The organism is Amycolatopsis sp. NPDC004079 (genome assembly GCF_040610415.1).
Lineage (GTDB): Bacteria > Actinomycetota > Actinomycetes > Mycobacteriales > Pseudonocardiaceae > Amycolatopsis > Amycolatopsis halotolerans.
The window spans coordinates 19280-45927 of the sequence record NZ_JBEXMH010000020.1; the positions used below are offsets into that span (position 1 = coordinate 19280).

Consider the following 26648-nt stretch of genomic DNA (forward strand, 5'->3'; position numbering starts at 1 on the left):
CGCCGCGGAGGGAGCGTTCCATGGGTTACCGCTTGTCCACCGTCGATCCGGCCCGCACCGCGCTGGTCGTCATCGACATGCAGCACGACTTCCTGGCTCCGGGCACCCCGCTGGAATCCCCGGCCGGACGCGCCATGATCCCCGTCCTCAACGACACCGTCCGCTTCTGCCGCGACGCGGGCATCGCCGTGTTCTTCACCGCCCACGTCCACCGTCCCGACGGCTCCGACATGGGCCGGTTCGCCGACCTGTACCCGCCGATCGCTCAAGGCCAAGCACTCATCGAGGGAACCCCCGGCGCCGCCTTGTATGCCGAAGTGGACCGCCGCCCCGACGAACCGCTGATCCCCAAGCACCGCTACAGCGCCTTCTACGGCACCGATTTCGCAATGCAGCTCCGCGGACGCGGCGTGGACACGCTGATCGCCGCCGGAGTGACCACCGAGGACTGCGTCCACGCCACCATCCGCGACGCGATGTTCCGCGACTTCCGCACCGGGGTGCTGTCCGACGCCTGCGCCACCTACGACCACCCCGACCTGGGCCACGGCGCGATGTCCGCCGCCGAGGTGCACGCCGCCACGCTGGTCGTACTGGCCCAGTCCACCGCGGACGTCCTGACCAGCGCCGAATTCACCACCCTCACCACGAAACCCTGACCCCCCACCCCGCGGAGTCGCGTCGGCGTCTGGAGGGCAACGGGACCGCCCCCAGGCGGTCGCGTTGCCCTCCAGACGCCGACCTCACGGCGACTCCGCACGCGGCGGCGAAGCCGACGCCAAAGCCACAGCCACAGCGTCGTGCGAGTGAATCCACTCCACCGTCTCGTCAATCCGCCTCAGCGCGACGTCCCTAGCGTCGGCCGCCGGACCGTCCGGCAGATGCAGCAGCGCGTTCGCCACCCACGAACTCCGCTGCACCGCCCGAGTCCGCGGCCGCCGCAGCTTCTCGTACCGGGCGAGCGCCGTCTCGCGTGAATCCCGCGCCAGACACTCGGCGAGCGTCACGGCGTCCTCGATCGTCTGGTTCGCGCCCTGCCCGTGGTGCGGCAGCATCGCGTGCGCCGCGTCGCCGAGCAGCACCACGCCGCCGCGATGCCAGCGGTTGAGCGGATTCTGGCTGAACAGCCCCCACCGCTGATACAACGTCGTCGCGCCGACCATCTCGCGCACTGCCGGATGCCAGCCCTCGAAGGCCGTCTCGATCCGCTCCCGGGGAATGTCGTCGGTCCACGACGCGCCCGCCCACTGGGCCGGTTCGTCCAGCACCGCAAGGAAATTCACCACCGACCCGTCGCCGATCGCGTAATGCAGCAAATGCCCGCCCGGCCCCAGCCAGAACTGCATCGCCCCCGCGTCCGGCAGCGACGGCAACTGCGACACCGGCACCAGCCCGCGAAACCCGCTCGAACCCGAGTACCGGGCAAGCGGCGCGTCATCCACCCACGCGCGCACGGCCGAATGGACCCCGTCCGCCCCCACCACGACATCAGCGGTTTCGCTTGTCCCGTCGGCAAATTCGAGTCGATACCCGGCCCCGTCCGCGACCACTGCGGTCACCTGCCGGCCAAGACGGACCTTGCCCCACGCGTCAGCCAGAATCCGCTGCAAATCCGCCCGATGCACCCCGAAATACGGCCCGTGGAACCGTTCTTCATAGGCTCTCCCGATCGGAAACGCGACCACCCGCCGCCCGTCCCGCCAATGCCGGTAAACCAGCTCCGTCGGCACCGCCGAACACGCCGCCAACTGGTCCCGCAACCCCAGCCGCCGCATCACCCGGGACCCGTTGGCAGCCAACGCCACCGCGGCCCCGACCTCCCGCAATTCGGCCGAGCGCTCGTACACTTCCGCCCCGATCCCGCGTTGCCGCAACGCGAGCGCGAGCGTCAGCCCGCCGATCCCGCCGCCGACGATCGCCACCGAGAGTGCTTTGCCCGCCATCGACCCTCCTCCGCCATGTACCGATCGGTACATGGATGGACGGTACGGCGTACCGATCGGTACAGTCAAGGGGTGGATTCCGGAACCGGCCGCCGCGCCGAACTGCTGCAGCAAGCCGTGGGCTACCTCGCGACGCACGGCATCGCGGACCTGTCGCTCGCGCCGATGGGCGAAGCGCTGGGGACGAGCAAGCGGATGCTGCTGTACTACTTCGGCAGCCGGGAAAACCTGATCACCGAAGCGATCGCCGCGAGCCGCCCGGACGTCACCGAACTGTTCCGCTCCGTGCACGACGAAGAGTCCCTCGCCGCCGCGGCCCTCGCCCTGTGGCAAGCGATCACCCGGGGCCGCCAGCAACGGCCGATCCACATCCTGTTCCAGGTGCTGGCCCTGGCCCCGACGCAACCGGAGCGATATCTGGAAGTCGCCAGGGAAACGATCACCGCGATGGTGGATCCTTTGGTGCCGGTGTACCGCAGCCTGGGCTACGCCGAGCCCGATGCATCGGCGCGGGCGAGTCTGCTGATCTCGGGGCTGAGGGGTCTGTGCCTGGACCGGATCGTGACGGGGGACGAGGAGCGAATCGAGATCGCGGCCCGGGCGCTGATCGCTACCGCGGTGGCGCCGCCCGCCTGAACGCCGCCACCCCTCAATTTCCTAGCCTTCAAGCACCGCAGGCAACTCAGCCACCGACCCCAGCACGTGCGTAGCCCCATGCGCCCGCAACGTCGCCTCGTCATGCGCCCCCGTCAACACCCCAGCCGCCACCGACGCGCCGGCCCGCCGCCCGGTCAGCATGTCGAACCCGGTGTCCCCCGCCACCGCGACAGCGCGCACGTCCGTGATCCCCAACCGCAGCACCGCAGTCAGCACCATGTCCGGGAACGGACGACCCCGACCGCCCGCATCAGCCGGGCACACCACCAGATCCGCCAGTTCCGTCCACCCGAGCCGCCGCAGCAAGGCATCGCGCGTCCGAGCCGAGAACCCCGTGCTCAGGCACACCCGACGCCCCTGCGCACGCAACTTGTCGATCGCTTCCTCCGCACCAGGAAGCGGCGCGGCAACCTCAACCGCCTGCGAAGCGAACGTGCTCTCGAAAACTCGATTAGCCTTCTCCGCAACCCCCGCAGCAGGGAACAGCGCCCGAAACACCTCGATCTTCGACTGCCCCATAGTGTCGCGAACGTAGGCATCCACATCCTCCCGCTCCGGAGAATCGGAAGGCACCCCCACCGCCTCCAGCGCGGCGGAAAAAGCCGCCTCGACAGCACCGTCGTCCCGGACCGTCGTGCCGGCCATGTCCAGCACGACCAGCTCCACGCCTCGCGTCATCGGACCCCCTCCACTTCCCGCCCGGTCACCGCGTGCACCGCGCTGATCAGGGCCATCGTCTCGATGTCGGCCGCGCTGCAGCCGCGCGAAAGGTCGTGCAGCGGCGCTGCCACGCCTTGCAGAATCGGCCCCAGCGCGGTCGCTCCGCCGAGCCGTTCAGCGATCTTGTAAGCGATGTTCCCCGCGTCAAGATTGGGGAACACCAACACATTCGCCCGCCCCGCCACCGTCGACCGCGGCGCCTTGGCCACCCCGACCGCATCCACGACAGCGGCGTCGAATTGCAATTCGCCGTCCACGTCCACACCGGGCAGCCGTTCCCGCACCAGCGAAGTCGCCCGGCGGACCTTGTCCACCGCCGAATGCTTAGCGCTGCCTTGGGTGCTGAACGACAGCATCGCCACAACCGGCTCAGTTCCGGTCAAAGCGCGGTGCGTCGACGCCGCGCCGACGGCGATATCCGCCAAAGCATCCGCATCCGGCTCCGGAACCACGGCACAGTCGGCGAAAGTGAGTGATCGGCCGTCCTGCAACAACATCAGGAAGCAACTGCTCAAGGTCCGCACACCCGGCGAGAGGCCGACAATCCGCAACCCAGCTCGAAGGACATCAGACGTCGGCCGCGTCGCACCGGCGAGGCACGCATCCACCCGCCCAAGCGCAAGAAGCGCGGCAGCGAGAGCAACGGAATCATTGCGAACCGTTTCCACCCGGTTAGGAAACGCAGTAGCCAGCCGCGCGAGGACAGCCTCGTCGGCAGCCAGCTCGGCGGTGTCCAGCAAAGGCGGAAGAACCACCCGAAGCTCCGCCGCGACACTAGCGATCTCCGCCGCAGGCCCCACCAGCACCGGCTCGATCTCGCCGCGCTCAACCAGACGCGCAGCCGCCGTGACGGCACGCGGATCGGCGCCGTCGGCAAGCGCGATCCGCGGGCGGGCGTCGCCGACGCGCTCCCGCCAGGTTTCGGCCAGAGGGGCCATGGTCATCTCGCAAACTCCCTCGCGGACGGCAGTGCTCCCCGAGCAGGATCGCGGTCCCTGGCCCCAAGCGACAGAGCCAGAACAGTGCCCGTTGACAGGTCCAGAAGGCCCCGTGACTGGACCCGTCGACCGAGCGGTTTCTGGCACTTTCGTGGTGGCCAGCCGTCCCGCAGTCTCGGTCGGACCACACACGGCAGATGGGAGCAGGCGATGAAGATCGGTGTGCCTCGCGAGGTCAAGAACCACGAATACCGGGTGGCGGCGACGCCTGCCGGAGTGCACGAGTTCACCTCGGCGGGCCACGAGGTCTTCGTGGAGCGCGGCGCGGGCGAGGGCTCGTCCATCCGCGACGAGGACTACACGGCCGCCGGCGCGAAGCTGCTCGACCACGCGGACGACGTGTGGGGCACCGCGGACATGGTGCTGAAGGTCAAGGAGCCGGTCGCCGAGGAGTACCACCGGCTGCGTTCCGACCAGCTGCTCTTCACCTACCTGCACCTCGCCGCGAGCGAGCCCTGCACGAAGGCCCTGCTCGACGCGGGCACGACCTCGGTGGCCTACGAGACGGTCCAGCTGCCCAACGGCTCCCTCCCGCTGCTCTTCCCGATGAGCGAGGTAGCCGGACGGCTGGCCCCGCAGGTCGGCGCGCAGACGCTGATGCGCGTCAACGGCGGGCGCGGCGTGCTGATCGGCGGCGTCTCCGGAGTGCCGCCGGCCCGCGTGGTCGTGCTCGGCGCGGGCGTCGCCGGGATGAACGCGGTCGCCGTCGCGGCCGGGACCTGGGGCGACGTCGTGCTGTTCGACAAGAACGTCGACAAGCTCCGCGCCGCCGACCGGATGTACCAGGGCCGCATCCGCACCGCCGCCGCGAACTCGTACGCGATCGAGCAGGCGGTGCTCGAGGCCGACCTGGTGATCGGCGCGGTGCTCGTCCCGGGCGCGAAGGCCCCGAGCCTGGTGTCCAACGAGACGGTCTCCCGGATGAAGCCGGGCAGCGTGCTGGTGGACATCTCGATCGACCAGGGCGGCTGCTTCGAGGACTCGCGCCCGACGACCCACGCCGACCCGACCTTCCGGGTCCACGAGTCCGTCTTCTACTGCGTGGCCAACATGCCGGGCGCGGTCCCGCACACCTCCACGCACGCGCTCACCAACGTCACGCTCCCCTACGCGCTGGAGATCGCGAACAAGGGCCTCCGTACCGCGGTGCGGGACACGCCGGAACTCCGCGGCGGCGTGAACACGGTGGCCGGGGCGCTGACCTACGAGCCGGTCGCGCTCGCGCACGGCCTGCCCGTCACCGACGTCGCCGACGCGCTGGCCTGAGCCCGGCCGGCGTGGCGCGGGGTGGGAAAACCGGCCACTGCGAGTTACGTTTCAGCCCGCCCCGCTCCACGCCGGCCACTTGGGAGAGCGCACTTGCCACGCACGTTGATCGAGATCGACCGCTCGTCGGACGAACCGCTGTACCGCCAGGTCCGGCGGGCGATCGAGCACGGGATCGCCATCGGCACGTTCGACCCGGCCCGCCGGCTGCCGAGCTCGCGGGAACTGGCCGTCGAACTGGGCGTTTCCCGCAACACGATCAACCTCGCCTACCAGGAGCTGGTCGCCGAGGGGTACGTGGAAAGCCGCGAGCGCAGCGGACTGTTCGTCAACGGCGAGATGCGCCCGCACTGCGCGGTGGAGGAACGGGACACCGAATCGCGCATCGACTGGGCGGCGCGGGTGCGCCGGTTCCCGGACGCTGACATCCCGCACATCGAGAAGCGCACCGACTGGGCGAGTTATCCGTACCCGTTCCTCGCCGGGCAGGTCGACATCACCGCGTTCCCGGCCCGCTCCTGGACACGCTGCCTGCGCGACGCCCTCTACCGGCCGCACGTCTTCCACAGCCTGCAGGACAGCGTCGGCTCCGACGACCCGATGCTCGTCGAGATGGTGTGCCGCCAGCTGCTGACCACCCGAGGCATCGAGGCCGACCCAGACGAAGTCCTGATCACCGTCGGCTCGCAGCAGGGCCTCGACCTCCTCGGCCGGGTCCTGCTGGGACCGGATCAGGTCGTAGCCATCGAAAACCCCGGCTACCTCGACGCCCGGCACATCTTCCTCCGCACCGGCGCCCGCGTGACCGGGATCGACGTCGACGCCCGCGGCCTCCAACCGCCGGAGTCCCTCGACGGCGTCGACCTTCTCTACCTCACCCCCAGCCACCAGCACCCGACCAACGCGACCCTCAGCATCGGCCGCCGCCGCCAGCTCCTCGCCCAGGCCGCCGCGTCCGGCACGGTCGTCGTCGAAGACGACTACGACAGCGAATTCCGCTACCAGGGCAGCCCCACCCCGGCGTTGAAGGCGCTCGACAACACCGGCGACGCCGTCTACCTCGGCACCTTCTCCAAATTCCTCTCCCCCGGGCTCCGCCTCGGTTACCTGGTCGGCCCCCGCGAGCTGGTGCGCGCGCTGCGCGAAGCCCGCCGGTACGTCCTGCGCCACCCGCCCGGCCAGCTGCAACGCGCGCTGGCGCTGCTGATAGAAAGCGGCGAGTACCACCGGTCCCTGCGCCGCTACCGCACGAAACTGATGCGCAAATGGACCGCCACCTGCGCCGCGGTCACCGAGTACCTGCCGTGGACGCAAGGCCCGTACCCGCCCGGCGGCGTCAGCCTCTGGATGACCGGACCGTCCGAACTGGACTGCCGCCTCCTCGTGGAGCGCGCGGAAGAACTGGGCATCCTCATCGAACCCGGCGACATCTTCTTCCTCGGCGACGACCCGCCGCGCAACCACTTCCGCATCGGCTTCTCCGCCACCCCGCCGTCGGCGATCGACCCCGGGATCCGGCTGCTCGGCGACCTCTGCCGGGAGCTGCTGGACAGCTGACTGGACCCACGCGCGCGTCGCTTTCTGGACCTGTTCGCGGGCCGGCTCCCCCGGCACTGTCGTGGGGGCAGGACACGTGGACAAGGAGGTCCCATCGTGGGCGAACCCGCTGTATCCGCTCGTCCGGCTCCCGACCTGGTGGTGCTCGGGGGCACGGTGCTGACCCTGGACCGGGGCGGGACGCGGGCGTCCGCGCTCGCCGCCCGCGACGGCCGGATCACCGAAATCGGCGACGACCGCTCGATCGCCGCCCTCGCCGGTCCCGGAACGACAGTGCTCGACCTGGCCGGGCGCACCGTCGTCCCGGGTTTCGTGGAGTCGCACAACCACCCGTCGTTCTTCGGCATGACACTGGCCGCCCCGGTCGACGCCGGAAGCCCGCCCAACGACCGGATCAGCGACATCGCCGGCCGCGTCCGGCAGGCGGCGCGCGACTTCGGACCCGGCGAATGGATCAAGGGTTTCCGTTACGACGACACGCTTCTCGCCGACAACCGGCACCCCACCCGGCACGACCTGGACCCGGCTTCGCCGCGCAACCCGGTCCTGCTCACCCACGTGACCGGTCACTTCAGCGTGGCGAATTCCGCCGCCCTGAACGCCGTCGGCATCACCGCGGCCACTCCCGACCCGCCCGGCGGCGTCATCGCCCGCGACGAACGCGGCGAACCGACCGGACTCCTCGTCGAGACCGCGGCGTTTCTCGTCAACTCCGCGATGCCCTCGCAGGGCCTCGACGAACTGGCCGAAGCACTCCAGCTGGCCGACGCCGAGTACCTGCGGAACGGCGTCACTTCGGTGCACGACACCGGGGTCGGCCTGATTGGCGGCGGGCAGGAATTCGCCGCGTACCGGATGCTGACCCGCGCCGGAAAGCTGCACACCCGCATCCACGGCTACCTCTTCCACACCATCCTGCCCGGCCTCGCCGAAGGCACGCCCGAACCGCCGGACAAGTCCCAGCCGGACGGATTCACCATGAACGGCGTCAAGATCGTCGCGGACGGCTCGATCCAGGGCCGCACCGGCTGCCTGGCCGAGGGCTACACCTGCGCCCCCGACGAGCACGGCATGATGCTGCTCGAACCGGACGACCTGTCCCGCCGCATCGCCGCGCTCGACGCCGCGGGCTGGCAGGTCGCCGTGCACGGCAACGGCGACGCCGCGATCGACGCCATCATCGACGGTTACGCCCGCCTCGGCGCGCCTGAAGGCACCGGCCGTCGGCATCGGATCGAACACTGCCAGACCGCCCGCGAGGACCAGCTCGACCGGATGGCCGAAAACGGCATCGCCGCGTCCTTCTTCATCAAGCACGTCTACTACTGGGGCGACCGGCACCGGGACGTTTTCCTCGGCCCGGAACGCGCCCGCCGGATCAGCCCGCTCGCGTCGGCCCGCTCGCGCGGAATCCACTTCGGACTCCACTCCGACACCCCGGTCACGCCGGTGCCGCCGCTCGAGGGCATCTGGTGTGCCGTCGCCCGGCAGACCAGCAGCGGCCAGCTGCTAGGCCCGGAACAGGCGATCGACGTCGAAGCCGCCCTGCGCGGGTACACGATCGACGCGGCCTATCTGGCCGGCGAGGAAGAGCTCAAGGGCAGCCTCGAAATCGGCAAGCTCGCGGATCTCATCATGCTGTCCGAGGATCCGACCACAGTGGACCCGAGCCGGATCCGGGACCTGACCGTCGACGCCACGGTGATCGGCGGCCAGCTGGTCTGGCAACGCGATCCGATCCCGACGGGAGATGCCCGATGATCCGCAGCTGGCCGAGCCTGTGCATCGGGCTCGGCATCCCCGCGGTCGCGATCCTCGGCGGAATCCCGCTGGTGGCGGGGTCTCCCGCGACCGTCGCCGGGTTCCCGCTGGTGTTCTTCTGGATGTTCCTCTGCTTCCCGCTGACCACCCTGTGCCTGTGGATCAGCTGGCGGTTCTTCGACCGTCAGCACTACCCGGCAGACAAGCCCGCGGCGAAGGAGGACCAGTAATGCTGATTCTCATTGTCGCCGTCGTCATGGGCCTGTCGATCCTGCTCGCGCTCTGGGCGGGCCGCTCGTCGCGCGGCGGCGGGATCTCCGAATTCCTGGTCGGCGGACGCTCGTTCCCGCCGTGGCTGCTGTACTTCCTGGCCGTCGGCGAGGTGTACAGCATCGGCACGATGATCGGCTTCCCGAGCGGGATCTACGCCCACGGCGCGAGCTACGGAATCTGGTTCCTCGGCTACATCCTGCTCGCCTATTCGCTCGGCTATTTCCTCGCCCCGCTGGTCTGGCGCGCGGCGCGCAAGCACGACGCGATGACCGTCCCGGACGTCTTCGGCCGCCACTACGGCAGCCGGACCCTGGAGCTGATCACCTGCGTCACGATGCTGATCGCGCTCGTGCCGTGGGGCCAGTACCAGTTCATCGGCCTGCAAGTGGTGCTGAGCAACCTCGGGCTGAAACTCACGCCCGTGCAGTGCGTCCTGCTGGCCGGGATCATCGCGTTCGCCTACATCGCCGTGTCCGGCATCCGCTCCCCCGCGTTCGTGTCGATCCTCAAGGACGCGTTCATGCTGCTCGGCGTCGTGCTCGTCGGGCTCGCCGCGGTGCTGGCCGCCGGCGGGACGTCCGGGGTGACCGGGCCGGAGGCGCTGGCCAGGGCGCAAACCACGATGGGCGGCCAGGACCTGTGGTTCGCGATGACCACGATCCTGTTCCAGAGCGTGGTCTTCTACCTCGGTTTCGGCGGCGCGTACGTGTTCCCGGCGCGTTCGGAGCGGGCGGTGAAGAGTTCGACGGTGTGGATGCCGCTGTACATGCTGATCTACCCGTTCCTCGTCTTCGCCGCCTACTACGGGCTGAAACAGCACCCGGGCCTGAAGAATCCGAACACCGTCTTCATGGTGACGGCAAAAGGTCTTCTGCCGGAACCGGTTCTGGGCCTCGTGGCCGCCGGTGCCGCCTTGTCCGGCGTGCTGGTGCTGTCCGCGACAGCATTGGCGATCGGCGGCATGGTCAGCCGCAACCTGGCCCCGAACGTCCGCCCCGCCGCACAACGGCGCTGGACGGTCGTGGCGGTGGCGGTGTTCCTGGTGCTCGCCGCCGTGCTCACGCTGACCGCCTCGACGCTCATGCTCACCGTGCTGAACCTGACCTACAACCTGCTCGCCCAGGTCGTGCCGGGCTGGCTGGCGATCCTGTTCGCCCGTCGGGTCCGCACCGCCGCCATCGCGACCGGCATGGTGGTCGGCGTGGTGACCGCGGTCGTCCTCTACGCGACCGGCGTCACGCTCGGCGGTCTCAACACCGGATTGGTGTCGATGGGCGTCAACATGGTGATCGTCTTCGGCTGGAGCCTGCTCGCCCCGGGCAAGCGCCGCGCTCCGATCGCCTTGGAGCGCAACGAACCGGCCGCGGTCTCGCCGGTCGCACAGCCGGCGGGCTAGCGGCGCGCCATCAGATCGAGGATCTCGCGGAAGGCACGGAACCCCGTGCCTTCCGCGGCGTCCAGCGCCACGCTGCGGCGGTAATACGCACTGAGATCCAGCCCGACGCCGATGCCGTACACCTCCGTCTCGCTCCGCTCCAGCCCATCGGCCACCCGCACGAGATGGCGATCGAGGTAACGCTCCTCGTTGGCCAGCACGGTCGCGCCGTCCATCGGGCTTCCGTCCGACAGCACGAAAACCAGCCGCCGCCGCGCCTCGCACGCCCGCGCCCGTTCGGCCGCCCACGTCAACGCCTCGCCGTCGATGCCCTCGCGGAACAGGTCGGCTTTGAGCAACGCCGCGACGTCCCGCCGAGCGCGCCGCCACGGCGTCGCAGCGTCCTTGAACACCAGATGCCGACGCTCGTTGAGCCGCCCCGGCTGTTTCGGCCGTCCGGCGCGCATCCAGTCCCGCCGCGCCCGTCCGCCGTGCCAGGCACCCGTGGTGAAGCCGAGAATCTCGCAACTGGCACCCGCGAGATCGAGCGCGCGAGCGAAGAGATCAACCAGCACCGCAACGGTTTCCCGGTGCGCCTTCATCGAACCCGAGCAGTCGATCAGGAACGTCACCAGCACGTCCGCGACCGGTTCCGTCCGCTCGACCCGGAACACGCGATGGTCCGCAGGCGTCGCGATCAACCGCGCGAGGGCACGGCCGTCGATCTGGCCTTCCTCCTGCGCGCCGTCCCATCCGGACCGCTCCGGCTCAGCGAGCACCGCGGTGAGCTCCCGCGCGAGCCGAGCCACGTTGACGCCCTGCTTCGCAACCCGAGCGTCGAGCCGTTCGCGCAGCTCCCGCAGCAATTCCGGCCGCACCAACGGTCCCGCCCGATCCTCGCGGTCGTATGCGGTGGTGAAAACCCGATACTGCCCGGCCGCCACCGGTCCTTTGTGGTCGCCGAGGCCCGCGATACCGCCTTCCTCGCTACCGGTTTCGTCGTCGAAATCCAGCAGCAACGCGTATGCCGCGGCTTCCGCTTCGTCCTCGTCCTCTTCGGACTTCTCCGGCTCCAGCAACGCGGCGACCGCTTCAGCCAGCGCCCGCGCGTGTTCGGCGAACGCAGCCTGATCAGCGCGATGCCGCCGAAGCCCAGCCAACTGCACACCAAGCATCGGCGCGATGGCCGCCCGAGTCGCCTCGATCAGATCCTCAGTCTCTTCCACGACCGGCTCGCCAGTGATCCGAGCCCGCGCGACCTGCGCGACGGTGTAGATCAGCACGCCGCGCGCCGTCTCGGTCAGTCCACTGTGGTGCGCCGACAGCGACCAGCGTTCGTGCCGCCGCCGCACATTCGCCGTGACACCGGGAAAACCGGCCGGAACCAAGGACTCAACCCGGAACTGCTCCAGCAGCTCGAACAGCAGCCGCTCGACGCCGCCGTCGGGCCGCAACCGCTTGTGCAGCGCCCGATCGGACCGGCTCAGGTGCAACGCCATCCCGTCCGCCGCGCCGCGGAAGGACCGCAGATCCTCGTCGTCGGCCAGCAGATGCGGCGCGGGCATCGGCACCGGACGGATCCCGCGATGCAGGCGCCCGCCCCGGAAATGCGCGTCCGGCGACCCGCTGACCGCCCGGATCACCGCCGCGGACAGCTCCTCGACCTGCTGGCGCCGCCGCGTCTCGGGCGTGCTCACGCCGCGGCCAGCTCCTGGTCGAAGCACCGCTGGAAGTACTCGGCGACGACCGGGCGTTCGGCCTCGTCGCATTTGTTCAGGAACGTCAACCGAAACGCCAGCGCCGGGTCGGTGAAGATCTCGCAGTTCTCCGCCCACGTGATGACCGTGCGCGGCGACATCAGCGCGGACAGGTCACCGGCCCGGAACCCTTCGCGGGTCAGCCCGGCGACGGCCACCATCGCCTCGATCAGCTGCGCGGACAACCCCGGCACGCGCGCCCGCACGATCGCGGTTTCCTCTTCAGGGGCAAGATAATCCAGCGCCGCGACGATGTTCCACCGGTCAATCTGCGCGTGGTTCAGCCGCTGCACGCCGTGGTAAAGCCCGTTGAGATTGCCCAGCCCCACCGTGTTGGCCGTGGCGAAAAGCCGGAAACCCGGATGCGGACGCAGCACGGTGTTGCTGTCGATCAGCGTGAATTTGCCGTCCCGTTCGAGCAGCCGCTGGATGACGAACATGACGTCCGGCCGTCCCGCGTCGTACTCGTCGAGGATCAGCGCGGTCGGCCGCCGCAGCGACCACGGCAGGATTCCCTCGCGGAATTCGGTGACCTGCTTGCCTTCGCGCAGCACCACCGCGTCCTTGCCGACGAGGTCGAGACGGCTGATATGGCCGTCGAGATTCACCCGCAGACAAGGCCAATTCAGCCGCGCGGCGACCTGTTCGACGTGCGTGGACTTGCCGGTGCCGTGCAATCCCTGCACGAGCACCCGCCGGTTGTGCGCGAACCCGGCCAGCAACGCGAGCGTCACGTCCGGGTTGAAGCGGTACGCCGGATCGATCTCGGGCACGTGCTCGTCGGGTTCGGAAAAGCACGGGACTGTCATGGACGAATCAAGACCGAACGCGTCGCGCACGGCGATCCGGGCGTCGGGACCGTTGCCGCTCAACGGGTTCATCGGGGGACCTCCGTCAGGACGGGATGCTGTCGGCGTCGTCGGCCGACCCCTCGGCCTCGACCTCCTTGATCGCTTCGGCGGCCCGCTGCAACGCGGGAAGCGCCTGCAAGGCCTTGTCGGCGGTGAGCCGCATGACCGGGGCCTGCACCGCCACCGCCAGGTTGGACCGGCCGGTGCGGCTGGGCACCAGCACCGCCACGCACACGAGCCCGGGCAGGAATTCCTCGTCGTCCAGCGCGAAACCGTCGCGCCGGATGCGGGCGAACTCCTCCTCCAGCGCGTCGAGATCGGTGACGGTCTTGGCGGTGTACTGCTTGAGCGGAGCGTGTGCGAGAAGCTTGCGCCGCTGCGCCGGGCTCATCTGGGACAGGATGATCTTGCCGCTGGCCGAGCAGTGGATCGGCACGCGCGAACCGGGCCGCAGGTAGAACCGCAGCGGCTCGGGCGTTTCGACGCGGTCGAGGTAGACGATCTCGCTGCCGGACAGCGCGGTGATGTTGCAGCTCTCCCCCAGTTCGTCGACCAGGTGGTTGAGCACCGCGCGGCGCGCGCCGTGATGCGTGGCGTTGAGCAGCAGGTTCTCCGCGAGGCGGCGCAGCCGGTCGCCGGTGCCGTAATGCCGCCCGTCGGCCTGGCGCACGAGCAGTCCCGCGCCTTCCAGCTGTTGCAGCATCCGGTGCAGCGTCGGCTTCGGCAGGCCGGTCTCCTCGACCAGGCCCTGCAGCGTCACCAGCTGATCCTTCGCCGCGATCAGCTCGAGCAGCGCGAACAGCCGCATGGTCGGGGTGTCTCCGTCGAGGCCCGCGCCGTCCGGCTCGCGCACGAGTTCCACGGCGCTGGTCTTCCGCAACTCACTCACGTTCCGAAAACTAGCACATCCTGTCTCGTTTTCCATCAACTGCCGGTTGACCTCCCGCGCGTGGCGTCTTATCGTCCATCGCGTTCAGCTTTCACGAACCTCACGTACCGAAAACCAAGACTTTCAGCGTCGAAGGAGTTCAACCATGGCGGAGAGGAAGACGGGCGACGGCCGCACCGTCGTCAGCGGGCCGGCGAAGATGACCCCGTCGGAGGCCTTCGTCGAGACGATGGTGGCCAACGGCGTCACCGACATCTTCGGCATCATGGGCTCGGCGTTCATGGACGCGATGGACATCTTCGCGCCGGCCGGCATCCGGCTCGTCCCGGTCGTGCACGAGCAGGGCGCCGCGCACATGGCCGACGGCTACGCCCGGGTGAGCGGACGGCACGGCGTGGTCATCGGGCAGAACGGCCCCGGCATCAGCAACTGCGTCACCGCGATCGCGGCGGCGTTCTGGGCGCACAGCCCGGTCGTGATGATCACGCCCGAGGCGGGCACGATGGGCTCCGGCCTCGGCGGCTTCCAGGAAGCCAACCAGCTGCCCATGTTCCAGGAGTTCACCAAGTACCAGGCGCACGTCAACAACCCGAAGCGGATGGCCGAGTACACCGCGCGGGCCTTCGACCGGGCGCACGCGGAACTCGGCCCGACCCAGCTGAACATCCCGCGCGACTACTTCTACGGCGAGATCGAGACCGAGATCCCGGAACCGCAGCGGCTCGACCGCGGCCCCGGCGGCGAGAGGACCCTCGCCCAGGCCGCCGAACTGCTGGCCACCGCGGAATTCCCGGTCATCATCTCCGGCGGCGGCGTCGTCATGTCCGACGGCGTCGAGGAGTGCAAGGCGCTCGCCGAACGCCTCGGCGCGCCGGTCGTCAACAGCTACCAGCACAACGACAGCTTCCCGGCCAGCCACCCGCAGTGGTGCGGCCCGCTCGGCTACCAGGGCTCCAAGGCCGCGATGAAGCTGATCTCGCAGGCGGACGTGGTGATCGCGCTCGGCACCCGGCTCGGCCCGTTCGGCACCCTGCCGCAGCACGGCATGGACTACTGGCCCAGGGACGCGAAGATCATCCAGATCGACGCCGACCACAAGATGCTCGGCCTGGTCAAGAAGATCACCGTCGGCATCTGCGGCGACGCGAAGGCCGCCGCCGCCGCGCTGACCGAGCGCCTCGTCGACCGCACCCTCGCCAGCGACGCCACCCGCGACGAACGCGCCGGGCGCATCAAGGCCGAGAAGGACGCGTGGGAGGAAGAACTCACCGAGTGGACCCACGAGAAGGACCCGTACTCCCTCGACATGATCGCCGAGCAGGAGGGCGAGGAGGGCAACTGGCTGCACCCGCGCCAGGTCCTGCGCGAACTGGAGAAGGCCATGCCCGCGCGGGTGATGGTGTCCACCGACATCGGCAACATCAACTCGGTCGCGCACAGCTATCTGCGCTTCGAGGAGCCGCGGTCGTTCTTCGCGCCGATGTCCTTCGGCAACTGCGGTTACGCCCTGCCGACCATCATCGGCGCCAAGGCCGCCGCGATGGACCGCCCGGCGATCGCGTACGCCGGTGACGGCGCGTGGGGCATGAGCATGGGCGAGGTCATGACCGCGGTGCGGCACGACATCCCGGTCACCGCCGTCGTGTTCCACAACCGCCAGTGGGGCGCGGAGAAGAAGAACCAGGTCGACTTCTACGACCGCCGTTTCGTGGCAGGCGAACTGGAAAGCGAGAGCTTCGCCGGAATCGCGCAGGCGATGGGCGCGGACGGCATCGTCGTGGACAAGCTCGAGGACGTCGGCCCGGCGCTGCAGAAGGCCGTGGACGCGCAGATGAACGAGGGCCGCACGACGGTCATCGAGATCATGTGCACCCGCGAGCTGGGCGACCCGTTCCGCCGCGACGCCCTGTCGAAGCCGGTGCGGTTCCTGGAGAAGTACCAGGACTACGTCTGATCCCCCGCTTCGCGAACAACTGAACCGGCCGGGCCTTCGCGCCCGGCCGGTTTTTCGCGTCCGGACACCGGATCTGGCCCCAGTGATCGGCCTCTTTCTGGCTCTGGGCGTGGACCAGAAAGATTGCGATCGTCGACACATTCCCGTTCTCGCACACACAGGAGGTCGCCAGGTGAACGTCACGGAGCTGCGGGCCACTGCCCGCCGACACCTCGGGCCGCACTTCACGCGCAAGGACACCTGGCAAAGCGAATTCCCGGTGTTCGTCCGCGGCGAGGGCAGCTATCTCATCGACACCGAGGGCCGCCGCCACCTCGACGGTCTCGCCGGGCTGTTCTGCGTCAACATGGGCCACGGCCGCGCGGACATCGCCAAGGCCGCGGCCGAGCAGGTCGGCACCCTCGCCTACGCCAGCAACTGGGGCTCGGCGCACCCGCCGTCGATCGAGGCCGCCCGGATCATCGCCGACCTCGCCCCCGGCGACCTCGGCACCACGTTCTTCGTGAACTCCGGTTCGGAGGCGGTCGAGACCGCGCTGAAGTTCGTCCGGCAGTACCACCGCAGCCAGGGCGCCCCGGAGCGGACGAAGATCATCAGCCGCGAAATGGCTTACCACGGAACGACAATGGGCGCGCTGTCGGTCACCGGCCTGCCCAAGATCAAGGAGCCGTTCGGCCCGCTGCTGCCGGGCATCCGGCACGTCCCGAACACCCTCGGCCTCACCGGCGACTGCGGCCCGGCCGACCAGCTCGACTGCGTCCGCGCCATCGAGGCGGTCATCCTCGAGGAAGGCCCCGAGACGGTCGCCGCGGTCTTCGCCGAGCCGGTCCAGAACGGCCGGGGCGCGCTGGTCCCGCCGGAGGGCTACTGGCCGGCGCTGCGGGCGCTGTGCGACAAGTACGGCATCCTGCTGGTGTCCGACGAGGTCATCTGCTCGTTCGGCCGCCTCGGCCACTTCTTCGGCCACGGCCTGACCGGGGTCGTACCGGACCTGATCACCTTCGCCAAGGGCTCCACCTCGGGCTACGCCCCGCTCGGCGGCGTGATCGTGCGCGAGCAGCTGGTCACCGAGCTGTACGACTCCCCGAAGGGCGGCGTCTTCACCCACGGCGCGACCTGGGGCGGCCACCCGGTGTCGACGGCCATCGCGGTCGCCAACATCAGCGCGATGCGCGACGAGAAGGTGCCCGAGCACGTCCTGGAGGAGGGCCCGAAGCTGCACGCGGCGTTGGAGTCGCTGAAGGACGCGCACCGGTGCGTCAAGGACGTCCGCGGCACCGGTTTCTTCTACGCGATCGAGCTGATGGCCGACCGCGACGGCGGCCGCGAGCTGACCAACGAGGAGTCGTTGACGGTCCTGCGGGAGGTCCTGCCGGAGTCGTTCCGCCGCACCGGAGTCATCCTCCGCGGCGACGACCGGGGAGCGACCATGCTCATGATCTCGCCGCCGCTGGTGGCCGACACGGACGTGCTGGACGAGCTCCTGCACGGCGTCGACGGCATGCTCACCGACGTGGAGAAGGCGATCCAGCCCTGACGGATAGCCGGGACGGGCGCTGGGTACCTCTTTGTTCCAAAGGTGCCCGGCGCCCGTCCTGCTGTCCGGAATCGGGTCGTTCTGGTACCGGAGCATCGCTAGCATCTGGCTCTCGCGGAGGGACCTGTTCCTTCCTACGGTGACGGGAACCACACAGCAGCTCTCAGCGACATCGCGGCGGCAGTCGGCGCGGGGACACCGAGGTCCCCCGGCGCCGCCGGAAGGAGGAGACGTGGGTTCTGCACCGGAAACAGCCGCCCAGAGCGGTCTCAAACCGGGCCTCAAGCAACGCCACATGAATCTGATCGCACTGGGCGGCGTGATCGGCGCCGGCCTGTTCGTCGGAAGCGGCGTGGTCATCCAGTCGGCCGGGCCCGCGGCGGTGGTCTCGTTCTTCATCGCCGGCCTGATCACCGTGCTCATCATGCGGATGCTGGCCGAAATGACCGTCGCGCGGCCCGCGCTCGGCTCGTTCTACGTGTACGCCAGGGAGGCGATGGGCAACCGGGCGGGCTTCACCGTCGGCTGGATGTACTGGTACTTCTTCGTGATCGTCGTAGCCGTGGAAGCGGTGGCCGGCGGCCGGATCCTGCAGCTGTGGCTGCCGAGCGTGCCCCTGTGGGTGCTCAGTCTGGGATTGCTCCTGCTGCTGACTCTCACGAACCTGGTCTCCGCGCGGTCCTACGGCGAGTTCGAGTACTGGTTCTCCTCCATCAAGGTCATCGCGATCCTGGTGTTCCTGGTGGTCGGCGCCCTGTACCTGTTCGGCGTCTGGCCCGGAGCCCACGGCGGCTTGGGCAACCTGGTCTCCCATGGCGGTTTCGCCCCCATGGGCATCGGCGCGGTGCTAGCCGCGGTAGTCCCCTGCGTCGGCTTCTACACCGGCGCGGAAATCGTCACCATCGCCGCCGCCGAATCCGCCGAACCGCGCCGCGCGATCGCGAAAGCCATGCGCTCCATCGTGTTCCGCGTCGTACTGTTCTACGTCGGCTCGGTCTTCGTGGTGGTCGCGGTGAAGGCCTGGAACGCCCCCGACACCGCCGTCAGCCCCTATGCCGCGGTCCTGGACGTCCTGGGCATCCCCGCCGTCGCGACGATCATGAACGCCATCGTCCTGACAGCGGTGCTCTCCTGCCTGAACTCGGCCCTGTACACGTCCTCGCGGATGCTGTTCGCCCTGACCCGCAACGGCGACGCCCCGAAGATGTTCACGAAACTGTCCCGCAGCGGCGTCCCCCGCCGAGCCATCATCGCCGGGACGGTTGTCGGGTACGTCTCGGTCATCGCGGCCTACACCTCGCCGAACCTGATCTTCCAGTTCCTGGTGAACTCCTACGGCGCGGTCGCGCTGTTCGTGTACCTGGCCATCGCCCTGGCCCAAGTCCGGCTGCGGAAACGCCTGCAGAACACCGATCCGGGCGCACTCTCGCTGAAAATGTGGCTCTTCCCGTGGCTGAGCTACGCGACAATCGCCCTGATGGCGGCGGTCATTCTGGCCATGGCGTTCCTCCCGTCGACCCGCTCGCAGTTCTGGCTGAGCGCGGTGACCCTGGTGCTGATCCTGATCGCGTACCAGGTCCGGAAACGCCGTCCGGCCGGTCCCGCGGCCACCACGGAGAAGGACGCTTCACGAGGCGAGGCCGGGATCGCTTCGCCCTGATCCGGTCTGTCCAGCCGGGCGTCCGGTCTGCCGGTTCCCGAGCAGATCCTTCGCCCGGCTGGACCGCACCCGGGTTCCCGCGACCACGCGGGTCCGGCCCGCGCACGAGTCGTTCGCGGCCACTCGTCACCCCGTGCTCGGCACGCGACTGGCCCGCACCCAGGTTCCCCAGACCGCCGACGAGCCGGTCACGCCTCGCCGAGGTCAGCCCAGCCCGTCCAGCTGGCACCTAGCGATGCCACGATTCTGGACCTACCGCCGCGACCAGACGTCCCGCAAGGTAAACCGATCCGCCCGCGTCGTGGAGGTCAGATGCCGCACCCGCCCAGGGTCCCCGCTCCCCCAGCGCACCGATGACCTTCTGGCAGCTGTCCCCGGCGGCGATGGCCTTTGCCGTCGCCGCCCTGCTGGCCGGCGGCCTGATCCGCGGCTACTCCGGTTTCGGCGCGTCCTTGGTCTGGGTGAGCTGCCTCTGCCTGGTGCTCCCGCCGCCCGCGGTGGTCCCGAGCACGCTCCTGCTGGAAGTAGCCTCCAGCGTGACCCTGCTGCCGAAGTCCTGGCCCGACGCCCACCGCCCGTCCGTCCGCTGGCTCCTGACCGGTGCGCTCCTCGGACTGCCGACCGGCATCTGGTTCCTGGCAGCGCTGCCCGAACGCGCGACAAGACTGACCGTCGGACTGGTAGTCGGACTCTCCGCGCTGGCCCTGGCCTTCAGCCACCAAACCCGGCGCATGCCCGGCCGCGCCGCCTGCGCAGGCATGGGAACCGCCTTCGGAGTCCTGAACGGCGCCTGCGGAATGGGCGGCCCGCCAGTCGTGCTGATGTACCTGGCGTCCCCGCTCCCGATGGCAGTGAACCGCGCGAGCCTGGTCGTCTTCTTCCTGGCCGCCGACTCGATGACCGTCGCCACCGCCGCCACCGGCGGCCTGCTCACGGGCGACGTCCTCCGGCAAACCGCCCTCTTCCTCCCCATCGCCCTGGCCGGAGTCGCCGCCGGAACCTGGCTGTACCGCCACGCCCGCGGCGACGCCCGCCGGATCGTGCTCGGCATCCTCGCCGTACTGTCCCTGGCTTTGGTCGGACAAGCGGTGGTCACGTGACCCTCACCAACCAGACCGCATCTCCCGATCCTCACCGCGCCGCCACAACCCCGCCTGCGCGTCTCCTTCCCCCACCAGGCACCGTCCCGCGCCTCGCCACGACGCCCCCTCCCCGACAGCGCGGGATTCCCTCCTCCACTTACCAAGCAACGTCACCATCTGCCGACCCCCGTGCACCTCTCCCCTCCACCCGCCAGGCGGCCCCATGATCCTCGGCGCACTGGCCATCGCCTTCGCAGGCTTCATCGGCGGCCTGACGGGATTCGGCGCGTCCCTGGTCGGCACTCCCCTGCTGCTGCTCATCGGATTCCCGCTGCCGCAAGTGGTCGTGATCAACCTGATCGCCACCATGATCACCAGGCTCGCAGTGCTCCACCGCGAACGAGCCCACATCGCCTGGCGCCGCGTAGCAGTTCTAGGCGCCGCAAGCCTCCCCGGCGCCGCCGCCGGCGCACTCACGCTGCACCTGCTGCCGCCCCAAGCCCTCCGCATCCTGGCAGGCACCGTGGTCGTACTCTCCGGCCTGCGCCTGCTGCTCCGCCCGACTGCCGAACCGCACCCCGCGACCACCACGAAGCAAGCCCTCGCCGGTCTACTAGGCGGCTACCTCTCCACCACCACTTCCTTGAACGGCGCACCACCAGCCGTCCTGCTGGCCTCCGCCAAAGTCCCCCCAAGAACCTTCGTCGGCGACCTCGCAGGCTATTTCGTGGTGACCAACTGCCTGTCCCTGCTGCTCCTGGTCACCGCAGGCCAATTCGACACCACCGCCCTAGGCACCCAGCTGCCGATCCTGGTCGCAGCCGCCCTAGCCGGAAACATCCTCGGCGGCCGTCTCATCGGCCGCGTCCCGCGCACAGTGTTCGACCGAGCGATCGTCGGCCTGATCGTGGCGTCCGGCGTGGTGACGATAATCAGCGCCTGACCCAGGCTGCACCCCTCTGCTTTGGGCTGCTTAACGCCACACCCCGACTGGCCCGTGCGCGGCGGTCAGCGTTCGCCTGTACTTGAGCCGGGTACTCAGCACTAAGTGCGATCGATGTTCGCCGAGCATGCCAGCGGCTCACTGGCAGATCCCGAGCCACCGGCGACGAGCGCGAGCCCGGCCCAGTCGCAGGGATTGCACGAGGAGACCAGCCTGGAACTGCTCTATAACGCAAAAAGCGGATGGTCTCTACGACCATCCGCCTGCCCCGTAGGGCTAACGCGTGTCCGAGGCGGGACTCGAACACGGTCACGGGCGAGAATTCCCTGCGAAAGGGAATTCGTCATGCTGCGAGCCTATCAGATTCTTTCGGTTCGAATGGGAATGCATTGCCGCGATGCGCAAGCGGGTGCGGTTCGCCGGATAATGCGGCGAGGGCTGTGGCGACGTCGCGGATAGTGGCTTTGACATAGGTGGCGGTGCTGGTGGCGTGGGCCGGGCTGGACTGAGCGGAGTGTCCGGCGTAGGCCTGGGCAGTGGCGCAGCCGTAGTTGCGTTCGACCCAGGTGAGGGTGGTGCGGCGGAGCCAGTGGGTGGTGATGCCGTGGCGCGCGACCCAGAGGTGCGTGTGGCCGATGCGGTTCCAGAGGCCGCCGTAGCAACGGCGGGTGATCGGCTTCCCGTCGCGATAGTCTTTTCCCGGAGTAGCACCAGGATTTGGTCTGGATCTACGAAGAAAGCCTGAAGCAGGACGTGAAACCCCACCGGGCGCGCACGGCAAAAAAATCCGCGGCGAAATAGCCCCTCAACGCCCCCCGGGCGGCGGCCGCCGAGGTCATTACTCCGCCGCGTCGCCCGGGGTGGTCTCTCCTCCGTTGGCAGGGGTGGTTTCTCCGCGACCGGGCGGCGTCGCGCGGCGGATTTCCACCTGCGGGTAGTCGGGCTTGTTCAGAACACCGGCAATGGACTCCCGTCCTTCGATGCTCATGACCATCTTCCCGAAGTCCGGGTCGGTGCCGAAACGAACCCGGACGCCGACGACCGAGCGGGGCACCCAGCCGTGCACCGGACGCGCGCGGCCCAACTGGTGCGCGAACGCCAGAACCGCGGGCAGCGACGGGTCGAAGGCGGTCGTCGGCAGCAGGTCGTAGCGAACACGAGAGCGGAGGCGGCGGGAACGGATGTGTCGATGGAGGCAAAGACCTCGATAAAGATCGCGACCACCGCTGCGGTCACCCACCACAACCCGGCGCTCGTGAGCAGGTGGTCCGTGTCGAGCGCCTGCGGCGCGCCGTTCTCCTGCACGGCCTGACGGCCATGCTTACGGGAGAACACGTCGGCGTTAGGCGCAAGCCTCTCCCATCGCCGCTGACCAGCGGATTTCCCTGATCTGGCGATGAACGCGAGCGAACGGCCAACCGCCAGGCCAAGGCAGGATCCAACGGCAAAGATCAGCACAGGGCTTCCCTTCTCGAGCAGACCCTGCAGACACGTCGAAGCAGATCGCGATCCGATGCACGACGGTCAAGGCTCGCCCGCGGGAGAATTCCGCACGCCGTGCCGTACCTAATTCATCACCCTTGCGATAGCCGCTGCTCCAGTTGGACGCGCAGCCGGGCTGCTCGCGAGCCGTCGATACCGGTGAGCAGCGGCTGGGCCTCGTTCCAAGCCTGCCGTGCCTGATCAGGTTTGCCGAGCAGGCTGAGCACTTCCGCAAGGCTGTCGAGCGCGGTCGCATGGTGCAAGCGATCACCGTACTGACGCTGGGCCTCCGCGGACTGCCGGAAGAAGTTGGCTGCGTCGGCCAAACGATCCAGCTGCCGGTAAGCCTTCCCCACGACCTGCAAAGCCTCAGCCGCGGCGACTTCATAGCCGAACTGACGCAACAGAACCACAGCATGCTGGCTCGAGATCAGAGCAGTATCCAGGGAGTTCTCCTCGAGTTCCAGATGGCCTTGGTGCAGCAGCAGAAGCCCCTCCAGCAGCTTGTTGTCATTCGCTTCGGCATACGCCATAGCGTGCTGCAGCGACTCCCGTGCTTCCACGAACTGGCGCTGCTCTATCAGCACCTCGGCCAAGCGTGCCAAGCAGAACGCCTCCTCGCTGTCATTACCAAGCTGTCGGTAGGTGGCAACGGCCTTCCGGGTCTCGCGTTCAGCCTCGGGAAGGTCACCGCGGCGAAGGTGGAGGCCGCCAATATTGCCGGTCAGGAAGGCGACGAGCAAGGGAGCGTCCAGCTGACGCGTAATGGCCAGGCCACGCTCGAACTCGGTCCGTGCCGCATCAAACCGATAAGATCGCAAATATGTGAGGCCAAGACCGTTCAGTGACTCCGCAACACCCCGCTGATCGCCTAACTCATCGAAGAGCTCCTGCGCGTTCCTGTAATGGTCCTCGGCTTCATGCAGATGCTGTCCCAGTCTGTTACGCACACCGAGGCCCCAATGGATGACGGCCTCGCCTCTGCGGTCACCACAGCGTCGGGCAGCGTCAAGGGCGATCGAGTCGACCTCCAGCCACCCACCTAGCGGATCTCGACTGCCGTTGATTTCCATCAGGACCGCGGGAATTCGCCACGCGAGCCGGTCCAGTCCGACAGCCGCGGCAGTCCGAGTCGCTGCCATGAGGTTCGCGCGCTCACGCTCATACCACCGTGCCGCATCGCGATCGTCGATGAACTCCGTCCGCGGAATTTCACCGTCGAACGGATCCAAGGAGACACGGAAAGCTCCTCCTCGGGATCCGGTGGCATCCACCGAGGCGATCGACGCACGCAGATACCACTCAAGGACGCGGCGCAGGGCTGCGTCTTGCTCGGCCGCCGGCTCCTCGTGGCGGGCCTGGTCGGCCGCGTAGGCACGCATCAAGTCGTGGAACTGATATCGGCTCGACCCCATGTCTTCCAAGAGGTGCGCCCCGACCAGCGTGTCCAGGAGGCGGCGGGCGTGACGTCGGGTGGTCCCGATCAGCGCTGTCGCAGCGTCGAGGCCGAAATCAGCACCAGGATGCAACCCCAGCAGGCGGAATGACCGAGCGGCAGCCGGTGGGAGAGCCCGGTACGACCACGCGAACACGGCGCGAACCGCGTCGGCGTCGTCGTCGTCCTCAGTGGACAAGGCCTCCCACAGTGAGGACTCGTCGCGCAGATCCTGGATCAGATCGGCCAGCGGCATCGCCGGTCGACCGGCGGCCCGCTCCGCGGCGACGCGCAGCGCCAACGGCAACCGAGCGCAGAGCCGGGCCAGCTCCGCCAGGTCTCCGGGGTTGTCCGTAGTCCGATAGCCAACAGTGACCGCACGCAACAAGGCGACGGACTCTGTGTCGGAGAGCAACTCCAGGGCAACCCGGCGCGCACCCTCGCGTGCCACTAGGCCTGGAAGGCGGCTGCGGCTGGTGATCAAGGCACGGCAGCCGGACGTACCTGGCAACAGGGGCCGGACCTGGCCGACGGTCGCGGCGTTGTCCAGAACGATCAGCATTCGCTTGTCGGCGACCAGCGAGCGGTACAGCCCGGCCTTGGCGTCGACGTCGGCTGAAATCCGGCTCGCCGGCACATCCAACGCCCGCAGGAAATGGCCGAGTGCGTCGTCTGCGGTCAGCGGAGCGCCTGGATCGTAGCCGCGCAGGTTCACGTAGAGCTGGCCGTCGGGAAAGCGATGACTGGCACGATGCGCGCAGCGGATCGCCAAAGCTGTCTTGCCCACCCCCGCCGTGCCCGCGATCACCGCGACGGCGGCTGTGTCCACTTCTTCGTCGCTGGACAGCCAGCGGTCCAGCCTCTCCAGTTCGTTGTTCCGGTTGACGAAACCCCGCACGTCTATCGGCAGCTGCCGCGGCACCTGGGCGGCCCGGTGACTGGCCTGATGTAGATGCACCCCGCCGCAGACGTCTCGCGCCTGGACGAAATCTCGGGCTGATTCCGACCGATTGGACCAATTGTTCACGTCCGGCTCTGGTGTCTCCGACATTCGGCCCCCTCAGCCATGTCGCACATCCGGGTCGTCACACTACCCTGATCCTGCGTGCAGGCAACGAGATCAGAGCCAGAAGGCCCAGCTCGGCCGCGAACGCGTTCAACAGGCAGCTCGGCAGGCTGAGCAGTGCCACATGCCTCCGAAAGCTGATTTCGCAATTACTTGCGGTGTCCGACGCGTTTACGACAGCACTGCGAAGACATTGCGCCACCAGCGTGGCTCTTTCCCAGTCGTCGGGGACCCCGTGCGAGGCGTGCTCATGATCGGATCGGCATCCACGACTGCCCGACGTACCGCTGCCGGACGATCGCGGTTTGGCGTTCGAGGTCCTCGCCACCTACGCTTCTGGCGGCCCACAGCAGGTGAACCTTCACCGTCACCGCGTCAACGCGGCGTGCGACACCAGCTTGAACACGCGCGCCCGGGTAAGCACGCATCAGGGGTTGCTGGGCTCGGGCCAGCGAGTGTGGTTCGCTCGTCAGAGCGGCCAATGCGGTGGCGACGCCGTGGATCGAGGCTCTGATGTAGGTGACGGTGGCGTTGTCCCCGGAGTCGAAGTGTCCGGCGTAGGCGTGCGCGGTGCCGCAGCCGAAGCGTCGTTCGACCCAGGTGAGGGTGGTGTGGCGGAGCCAGTGAGTGGAGATGTTCTGGTTGCGCACGAACGACAGGCGTTTCCAGAGGTGGTCGTAGCGGCGTTTGGTGATGGGCTCGCCGCTGCGGCAGCGCAGGAGCTGTCCGTAAGGATGAGTGGAGCCACGGTCGGCGGCGTGGTCGAGAAGCAGCCGGATCAGCGTCGGGGAGACCGGCTGGTGCCTTCTTTCTCGCGCAGATAGACGAGACACTCCGCCGGGTCGAGGTCTCGGCGGCGGAGACTGAGCGTGCCGGCGCGGCGGCACGCGGTCTCGGTATGCAGCCGGAGCAGGAGAGTCTTGAGATCGGGATCGTCGCCAGTCTCGGCGGCCGCAGTGTTGATCTCGGTCAGATCTTCGGAGGTCAGTGCACGTCGCGGCGAGGGCAAGCGCCGGGGTTTCGTGACCTGGAGCGCGGGGTTCTGGAGTTCAGTGATGAGCCCGTCGCCGACGGCGTGCACGTAGAGACAGCGGAGCGCGGCGATGAGGTTTTCCACCGCGTAACGCCCGCTGCGGGAGTTGCGGCGCACCAGCGCATTGGCGCGGGATTGTTCGGCGAGCGCCTTGATCTCCGACGGCGTAGGTTCGTCGATCCGCCGAACGCCCCACGCTGCCTCGACCTTGGCCCAATAGCTTCCGTGCGCGCGTGCGGCGGAGGGAGTGGCCGAGCGGGCGACGACCGGGATGTAGGCGGAGAACGTCGGCACCTCGGCCGCCGGTGCCGGTTGGTCGAGCAGGTCGGCCGGAGTGAGGCCCATTTTCGAGATCAGGAGCTGGGCGGCGTCGATTTCGGCTTGGCTAGTGGTCATCGCCGGTACCTCC

Annotated in this window: 22 protein-coding genes; 12 read left to right on the forward strand and 10 right to left on the reverse strand. The window is 68.7% G+C overall.

Going from position 1 to position 26648, the window contains the following annotated elements:
* Positions 1 to 20: 20 nt before the first annotated feature.
* Positions 21 to 659 (forward strand): isochorismatase family cysteine hydrolase, encoded by a 639-nt coding sequence (locus tag ABZX37_RS21615; RefSeq protein ID WP_354742076.1) that lies wholly within the window; start codon positions 21 to 23, stop codon positions 657 to 659.
* A gap of 84 nt (positions 660 to 743) precedes the next feature.
* Here ABZX37_RS21615 and ABZX37_RS21620 read toward each other — a convergent pair whose 3' ends face one another.
* Complete coding sequence (locus ABZX37_RS21620; protein ID WP_354742078.1) at positions 744 to 1943, reverse strand: FAD-dependent monooxygenase; 1200 nt, start codon at positions 1941 to 1943, stop codon at positions 744 to 746.
* A 72-nt stretch (positions 1944 to 2015) separates the two neighbouring features.
* Here ABZX37_RS21620 and ABZX37_RS21625 point away from each other — a divergent pair, with 72 nt between their 5' ends.
* Positions 2016 to 2579, forward strand: coding sequence for a TetR family transcriptional regulator (locus tag ABZX37_RS21625; protein WP_354742080.1), 564 nt, complete (start codon positions 2016 to 2018; stop codon positions 2577 to 2579).
* A gap of 21 nt (positions 2580 to 2600) precedes the next feature.
* On the opposite strand, the gene ABZX37_RS21630 is transcribed toward ABZX37_RS21625, so the two are convergent.
* Together ABZX37_RS21630 and ABZX37_RS21635 are read right to left on the reverse strand one after the other, a co-directional pair.
* Entirely contained in the window at positions 2601 to 3278 is a 678-nt protein-coding gene (locus ABZX37_RS21630; protein ID WP_354742082.1) for a phosphonatase-like hydrolase, read from the reverse strand.
* Entirely contained in the window at positions 3275 to 4264 is a 990-nt protein-coding gene (locus ABZX37_RS21635; RefSeq protein WP_354742084.1) for a phosphotransacetylase, read from the reverse strand. Before ABZX37_RS21635 ends, ABZX37_RS21630 begins: the two co-directional genes overlap by 4 nt.
* Before the next feature lie 204 nt (positions 4265 to 4468).
* Here ABZX37_RS21635 and ald point away from each other — a divergent pair, with 204 nt between their 5' ends.
* From ald to ABZX37_RS21660, 5 genes are all read left to right on the forward strand, one after another.
* Positions 4469 to 5584, forward strand: coding sequence for an alanine dehydrogenase (gene ald / locus ABZX37_RS21640; RefSeq protein WP_354742086.1), 1116 nt, complete (start codon positions 4469 to 4471; stop codon positions 5582 to 5584).
* A gap of 93 nt (positions 5585 to 5677) precedes the next feature.
* On the forward strand, positions 5678 to 7141 hold the full coding sequence (locus ABZX37_RS21645) for a PLP-dependent aminotransferase family protein (RefSeq protein ID WP_354742088.1): 1464 nt from the start codon (positions 5678 to 5680) through the stop codon (positions 7139 to 7141).
* Positions 7142 to 7237: 96 nt separating this feature from the next.
* Positions 7238 to 8902: an amidohydrolase gene (locus tag ABZX37_RS21650; protein ID WP_354742090.1), complete on the forward strand. Its 1665-nt coding sequence runs from the start codon at positions 7238 to 7240 to the stop codon at positions 8900 to 8902.
* On the forward strand, positions 8899 to 9132 hold the full coding sequence (locus ABZX37_RS21655; protein ID WP_344273812.1) for a DUF3311 domain-containing protein: 234 nt from the start codon (positions 8899 to 8901) through the stop codon (positions 9130 to 9132). Before ABZX37_RS21650 ends, ABZX37_RS21655 begins: the two co-directional genes overlap by 4 nt.
* A complete protein-coding gene (locus ABZX37_RS21660) occupies positions 9132 to 10571 on the forward strand; it encodes a sodium:solute symporter family protein (RefSeq protein ID WP_354742097.1) in 1440 nt (479 codons plus the stop codon). The genes ABZX37_RS21655 and ABZX37_RS21660 overlap by 1 nt, the downstream gene beginning before the upstream one ends.
* Here the strand turns inward: ABZX37_RS21660 and ABZX37_RS21665 are convergent.
* From ABZX37_RS21665 to ABZX37_RS21675, 3 genes are read right to left on the reverse strand one after another with little or no spacing between them, the layout of a single operon-like run.
* Positions 10568 to 12247, reverse strand: coding sequence for a cobalt chelatase (locus ABZX37_RS21665; RefSeq protein ID WP_354742099.1), 1680 nt, complete (start codon positions 12245 to 12247; stop codon positions 10568 to 10570). The two genes, ABZX37_RS21660 and ABZX37_RS21665, sit on opposite strands and share 4 nt — an antisense overlap.
* Positions 12244 to 13188 carry an AAA family ATPase gene (locus tag ABZX37_RS21670; protein WP_354742101.1) on the reverse strand — a complete coding sequence of 315 codons (945 nt, stop codon included), beginning with the start codon at positions 13186 to 13188 and terminating at the stop codon, positions 12244 to 12246. Before ABZX37_RS21670 ends, ABZX37_RS21665 begins: the two co-directional genes overlap by 4 nt.
* Positions 13189 to 13201: 13 nt before the next feature.
* Positions 13202 to 14047 carry an IclR family transcriptional regulator gene (locus ABZX37_RS21675; protein WP_344273801.1) on the reverse strand — a complete coding sequence of 282 codons (846 nt, stop codon included), beginning with the start codon at positions 14045 to 14047 and terminating at the stop codon, positions 13202 to 13204.
* 145 nt (positions 14048 to 14192) lie between these two features.
* Here ABZX37_RS21675 and xsc point away from each other — a divergent pair, with 145 nt between their 5' ends.
* The 5 genes from xsc (at position 14193) to ABZX37_RS21700 (ending at position 21223) form a co-directional block, all read left to right on the forward strand.
* A complete protein-coding gene (xsc, locus tag ABZX37_RS21680) occupies positions 14193 to 16001 on the forward strand; it encodes a sulfoacetaldehyde acetyltransferase (RefSeq protein ID WP_354742103.1) in 1809 nt (602 codons plus the stop codon).
* A gap of 172 nt (positions 16002 to 16173) precedes the next feature.
* Positions 16174 to 17538 (forward strand): aspartate aminotransferase family protein, encoded by a 1365-nt coding sequence (locus ABZX37_RS21685; RefSeq protein WP_354742105.1) that lies wholly within the window; start codon positions 16174 to 16176, stop codon positions 17536 to 17538.
* Between the two features lie 295 nt (positions 17539 to 17833).
* Entirely contained in the window at positions 17834 to 19198 is a 1365-nt protein-coding gene (locus ABZX37_RS21690; RefSeq protein WP_354742271.1) for an amino acid permease, read from the forward strand.
* Between the two features lie 353 nt (positions 19199 to 19551).
* Positions 19552 to 20298 carry a sulfite exporter TauE/SafE family protein gene (locus tag ABZX37_RS21695; protein WP_354742107.1) on the forward strand — a complete coding sequence of 249 codons (747 nt, stop codon included), beginning with the start codon at positions 19552 to 19554 and terminating at the stop codon, positions 20296 to 20298.
* 205 nt (positions 20299 to 20503) lie between these two features.
* Complete coding sequence (locus ABZX37_RS21700) at positions 20504 to 21223, forward strand: sulfite exporter TauE/SafE family protein (protein WP_354742109.1); 720 nt, start codon at positions 20504 to 20506, stop codon at positions 21221 to 21223.
* An 838-nt stretch (positions 21224 to 22061) separates the two neighbouring features.
* Here ABZX37_RS21700 and ABZX37_RS21705 read toward each other — a convergent pair.
* The 4 genes from ABZX37_RS21705 to ABZX37_RS21720 form a co-directional block, all read right to left on the reverse strand.
* Positions 22062 to 22463: a hypothetical protein gene (locus ABZX37_RS21705; protein WP_354742111.1), complete on the reverse strand. Its 402-nt coding sequence runs from the start codon at positions 22461 to 22463 to the stop codon at positions 22062 to 22064.
* A gap of 334 nt (positions 22464 to 22797) precedes the next feature.
* Positions 22798 to 25191 carry a tetratricopeptide repeat protein gene (locus tag ABZX37_RS21710; RefSeq protein WP_354742113.1) on the reverse strand — a complete coding sequence of 798 codons (2394 nt, stop codon included), beginning with the start codon at positions 25189 to 25191 and terminating at the stop codon, positions 22798 to 22800.
* Between the two features lie 263 nt (positions 25192 to 25454).
* The gene (locus ABZX37_RS21715; RefSeq protein ID WP_354742115.1) at positions 25455 to 26039 is read right to left on the reverse strand and encodes a hypothetical protein; all 585 of its coding nucleotides are present in this window, start codon (positions 26037 to 26039) and stop codon (positions 25455 to 25457) included.
* Positions 25985 to 26635, reverse strand: coding sequence for a hypothetical protein (locus ABZX37_RS21720; protein WP_354742117.1), 651 nt, complete (start codon positions 26633 to 26635; stop codon positions 25985 to 25987). The genes ABZX37_RS21715 and ABZX37_RS21720 overlap by 55 nt, the downstream gene beginning before the upstream one ends.
* Between the last annotated feature and the right edge of the window lie 13 nt (positions 26636 to 26648).

What these genes read in the sequence shown, in the direction of transcription:
- ABZX37_RS21635 (WP_354742084.1), bottom strand. Translation starts at nt 4,264, where the DNA reads ATGACCATGGCCCCTCTGGCCGAAACCTGGCGGGAGCGCGTCGGCGAC.
- ABZX37_RS21670 (WP_354742101.1), bottom strand. Translation starts at nt 13,188, where the DNA reads ATGAACCCGTTGAGCGGCAACGGTCCCGACGCCCGGATCGCCGTGCGC.
- ABZX37_RS21630 (WP_354742082.1), bottom strand. Translation starts at nt 3,278, where the DNA reads ATGACGCGAGGCGTGGAGCTGGTCGTGCTGGACATGGCCGGCACGACG.
- ABZX37_RS21655 (WP_344273812.1), top strand. Translation starts at nt 8,899, where the DNA reads ATGATCCGCAGCTGGCCGAGCCTGTGCATCGGGCTCGGCATCCCCGCG.
- ABZX37_RS21620 (WP_354742078.1), bottom strand. Translation starts at nt 1,943, where the DNA reads ATGGCGGGCAAAGCACTCTCGGTGGCGATCGTCGGCGGCGGGATCGGC.
- ald (WP_354742086.1), top strand. Translation starts at nt 4,469, where the DNA reads ATGAAGATCGGTGTGCCTCGCGAGGTCAAGAACCACGAATACCGGGTG.
- xsc (WP_354742103.1), top strand. Translation starts at nt 14,193, where the DNA reads ATGGCGGAGAGGAAGACGGGCGACGGCCGCACCGTCGTCAGCGGGCCG.
- ABZX37_RS21695 (WP_354742107.1), top strand. Translation starts at nt 19,552, where the DNA reads ATGACCTTCTGGCAGCTGTCCCCGGCGGCGATGGCCTTTGCCGTCGCC.
- ABZX37_RS21720 (WP_354742117.1), bottom strand. Translation starts at nt 26,635, where the DNA reads ATGACCACTAGCCAAGCCGAAATCGACGCCGCCCAGCTCCTGATCTCG.
- ABZX37_RS21710 (WP_354742113.1), bottom strand. Translation starts at nt 25,191, where the DNA reads ATGTCGGAGACACCAGAGCCGGACGTGAACAATTGGTCCAATCGGTCG.
- ABZX37_RS21615 (WP_354742076.1), top strand. Translation starts at nt 21, where the DNA reads ATGGGTTACCGCTTGTCCACCGTCGATCCGGCCCGCACCGCGCTGGTC.
- ABZX37_RS21700 (WP_354742109.1), top strand. Translation starts at nt 20,504, where the DNA reads ATGATCCTCGGCGCACTGGCCATCGCCTTCGCAGGCTTCATCGGCGGC.
- ABZX37_RS21690 (WP_354742271.1), top strand. Translation starts at nt 17,834, where the DNA reads ATGAATCTGATCGCACTGGGCGGCGTGATCGGCGCCGGCCTGTTCGTC.
- ABZX37_RS21660 (WP_354742097.1), top strand. Translation starts at nt 9,132, where the DNA reads ATGCTGATTCTCATTGTCGCCGTCGTCATGGGCCTGTCGATCCTGCTC.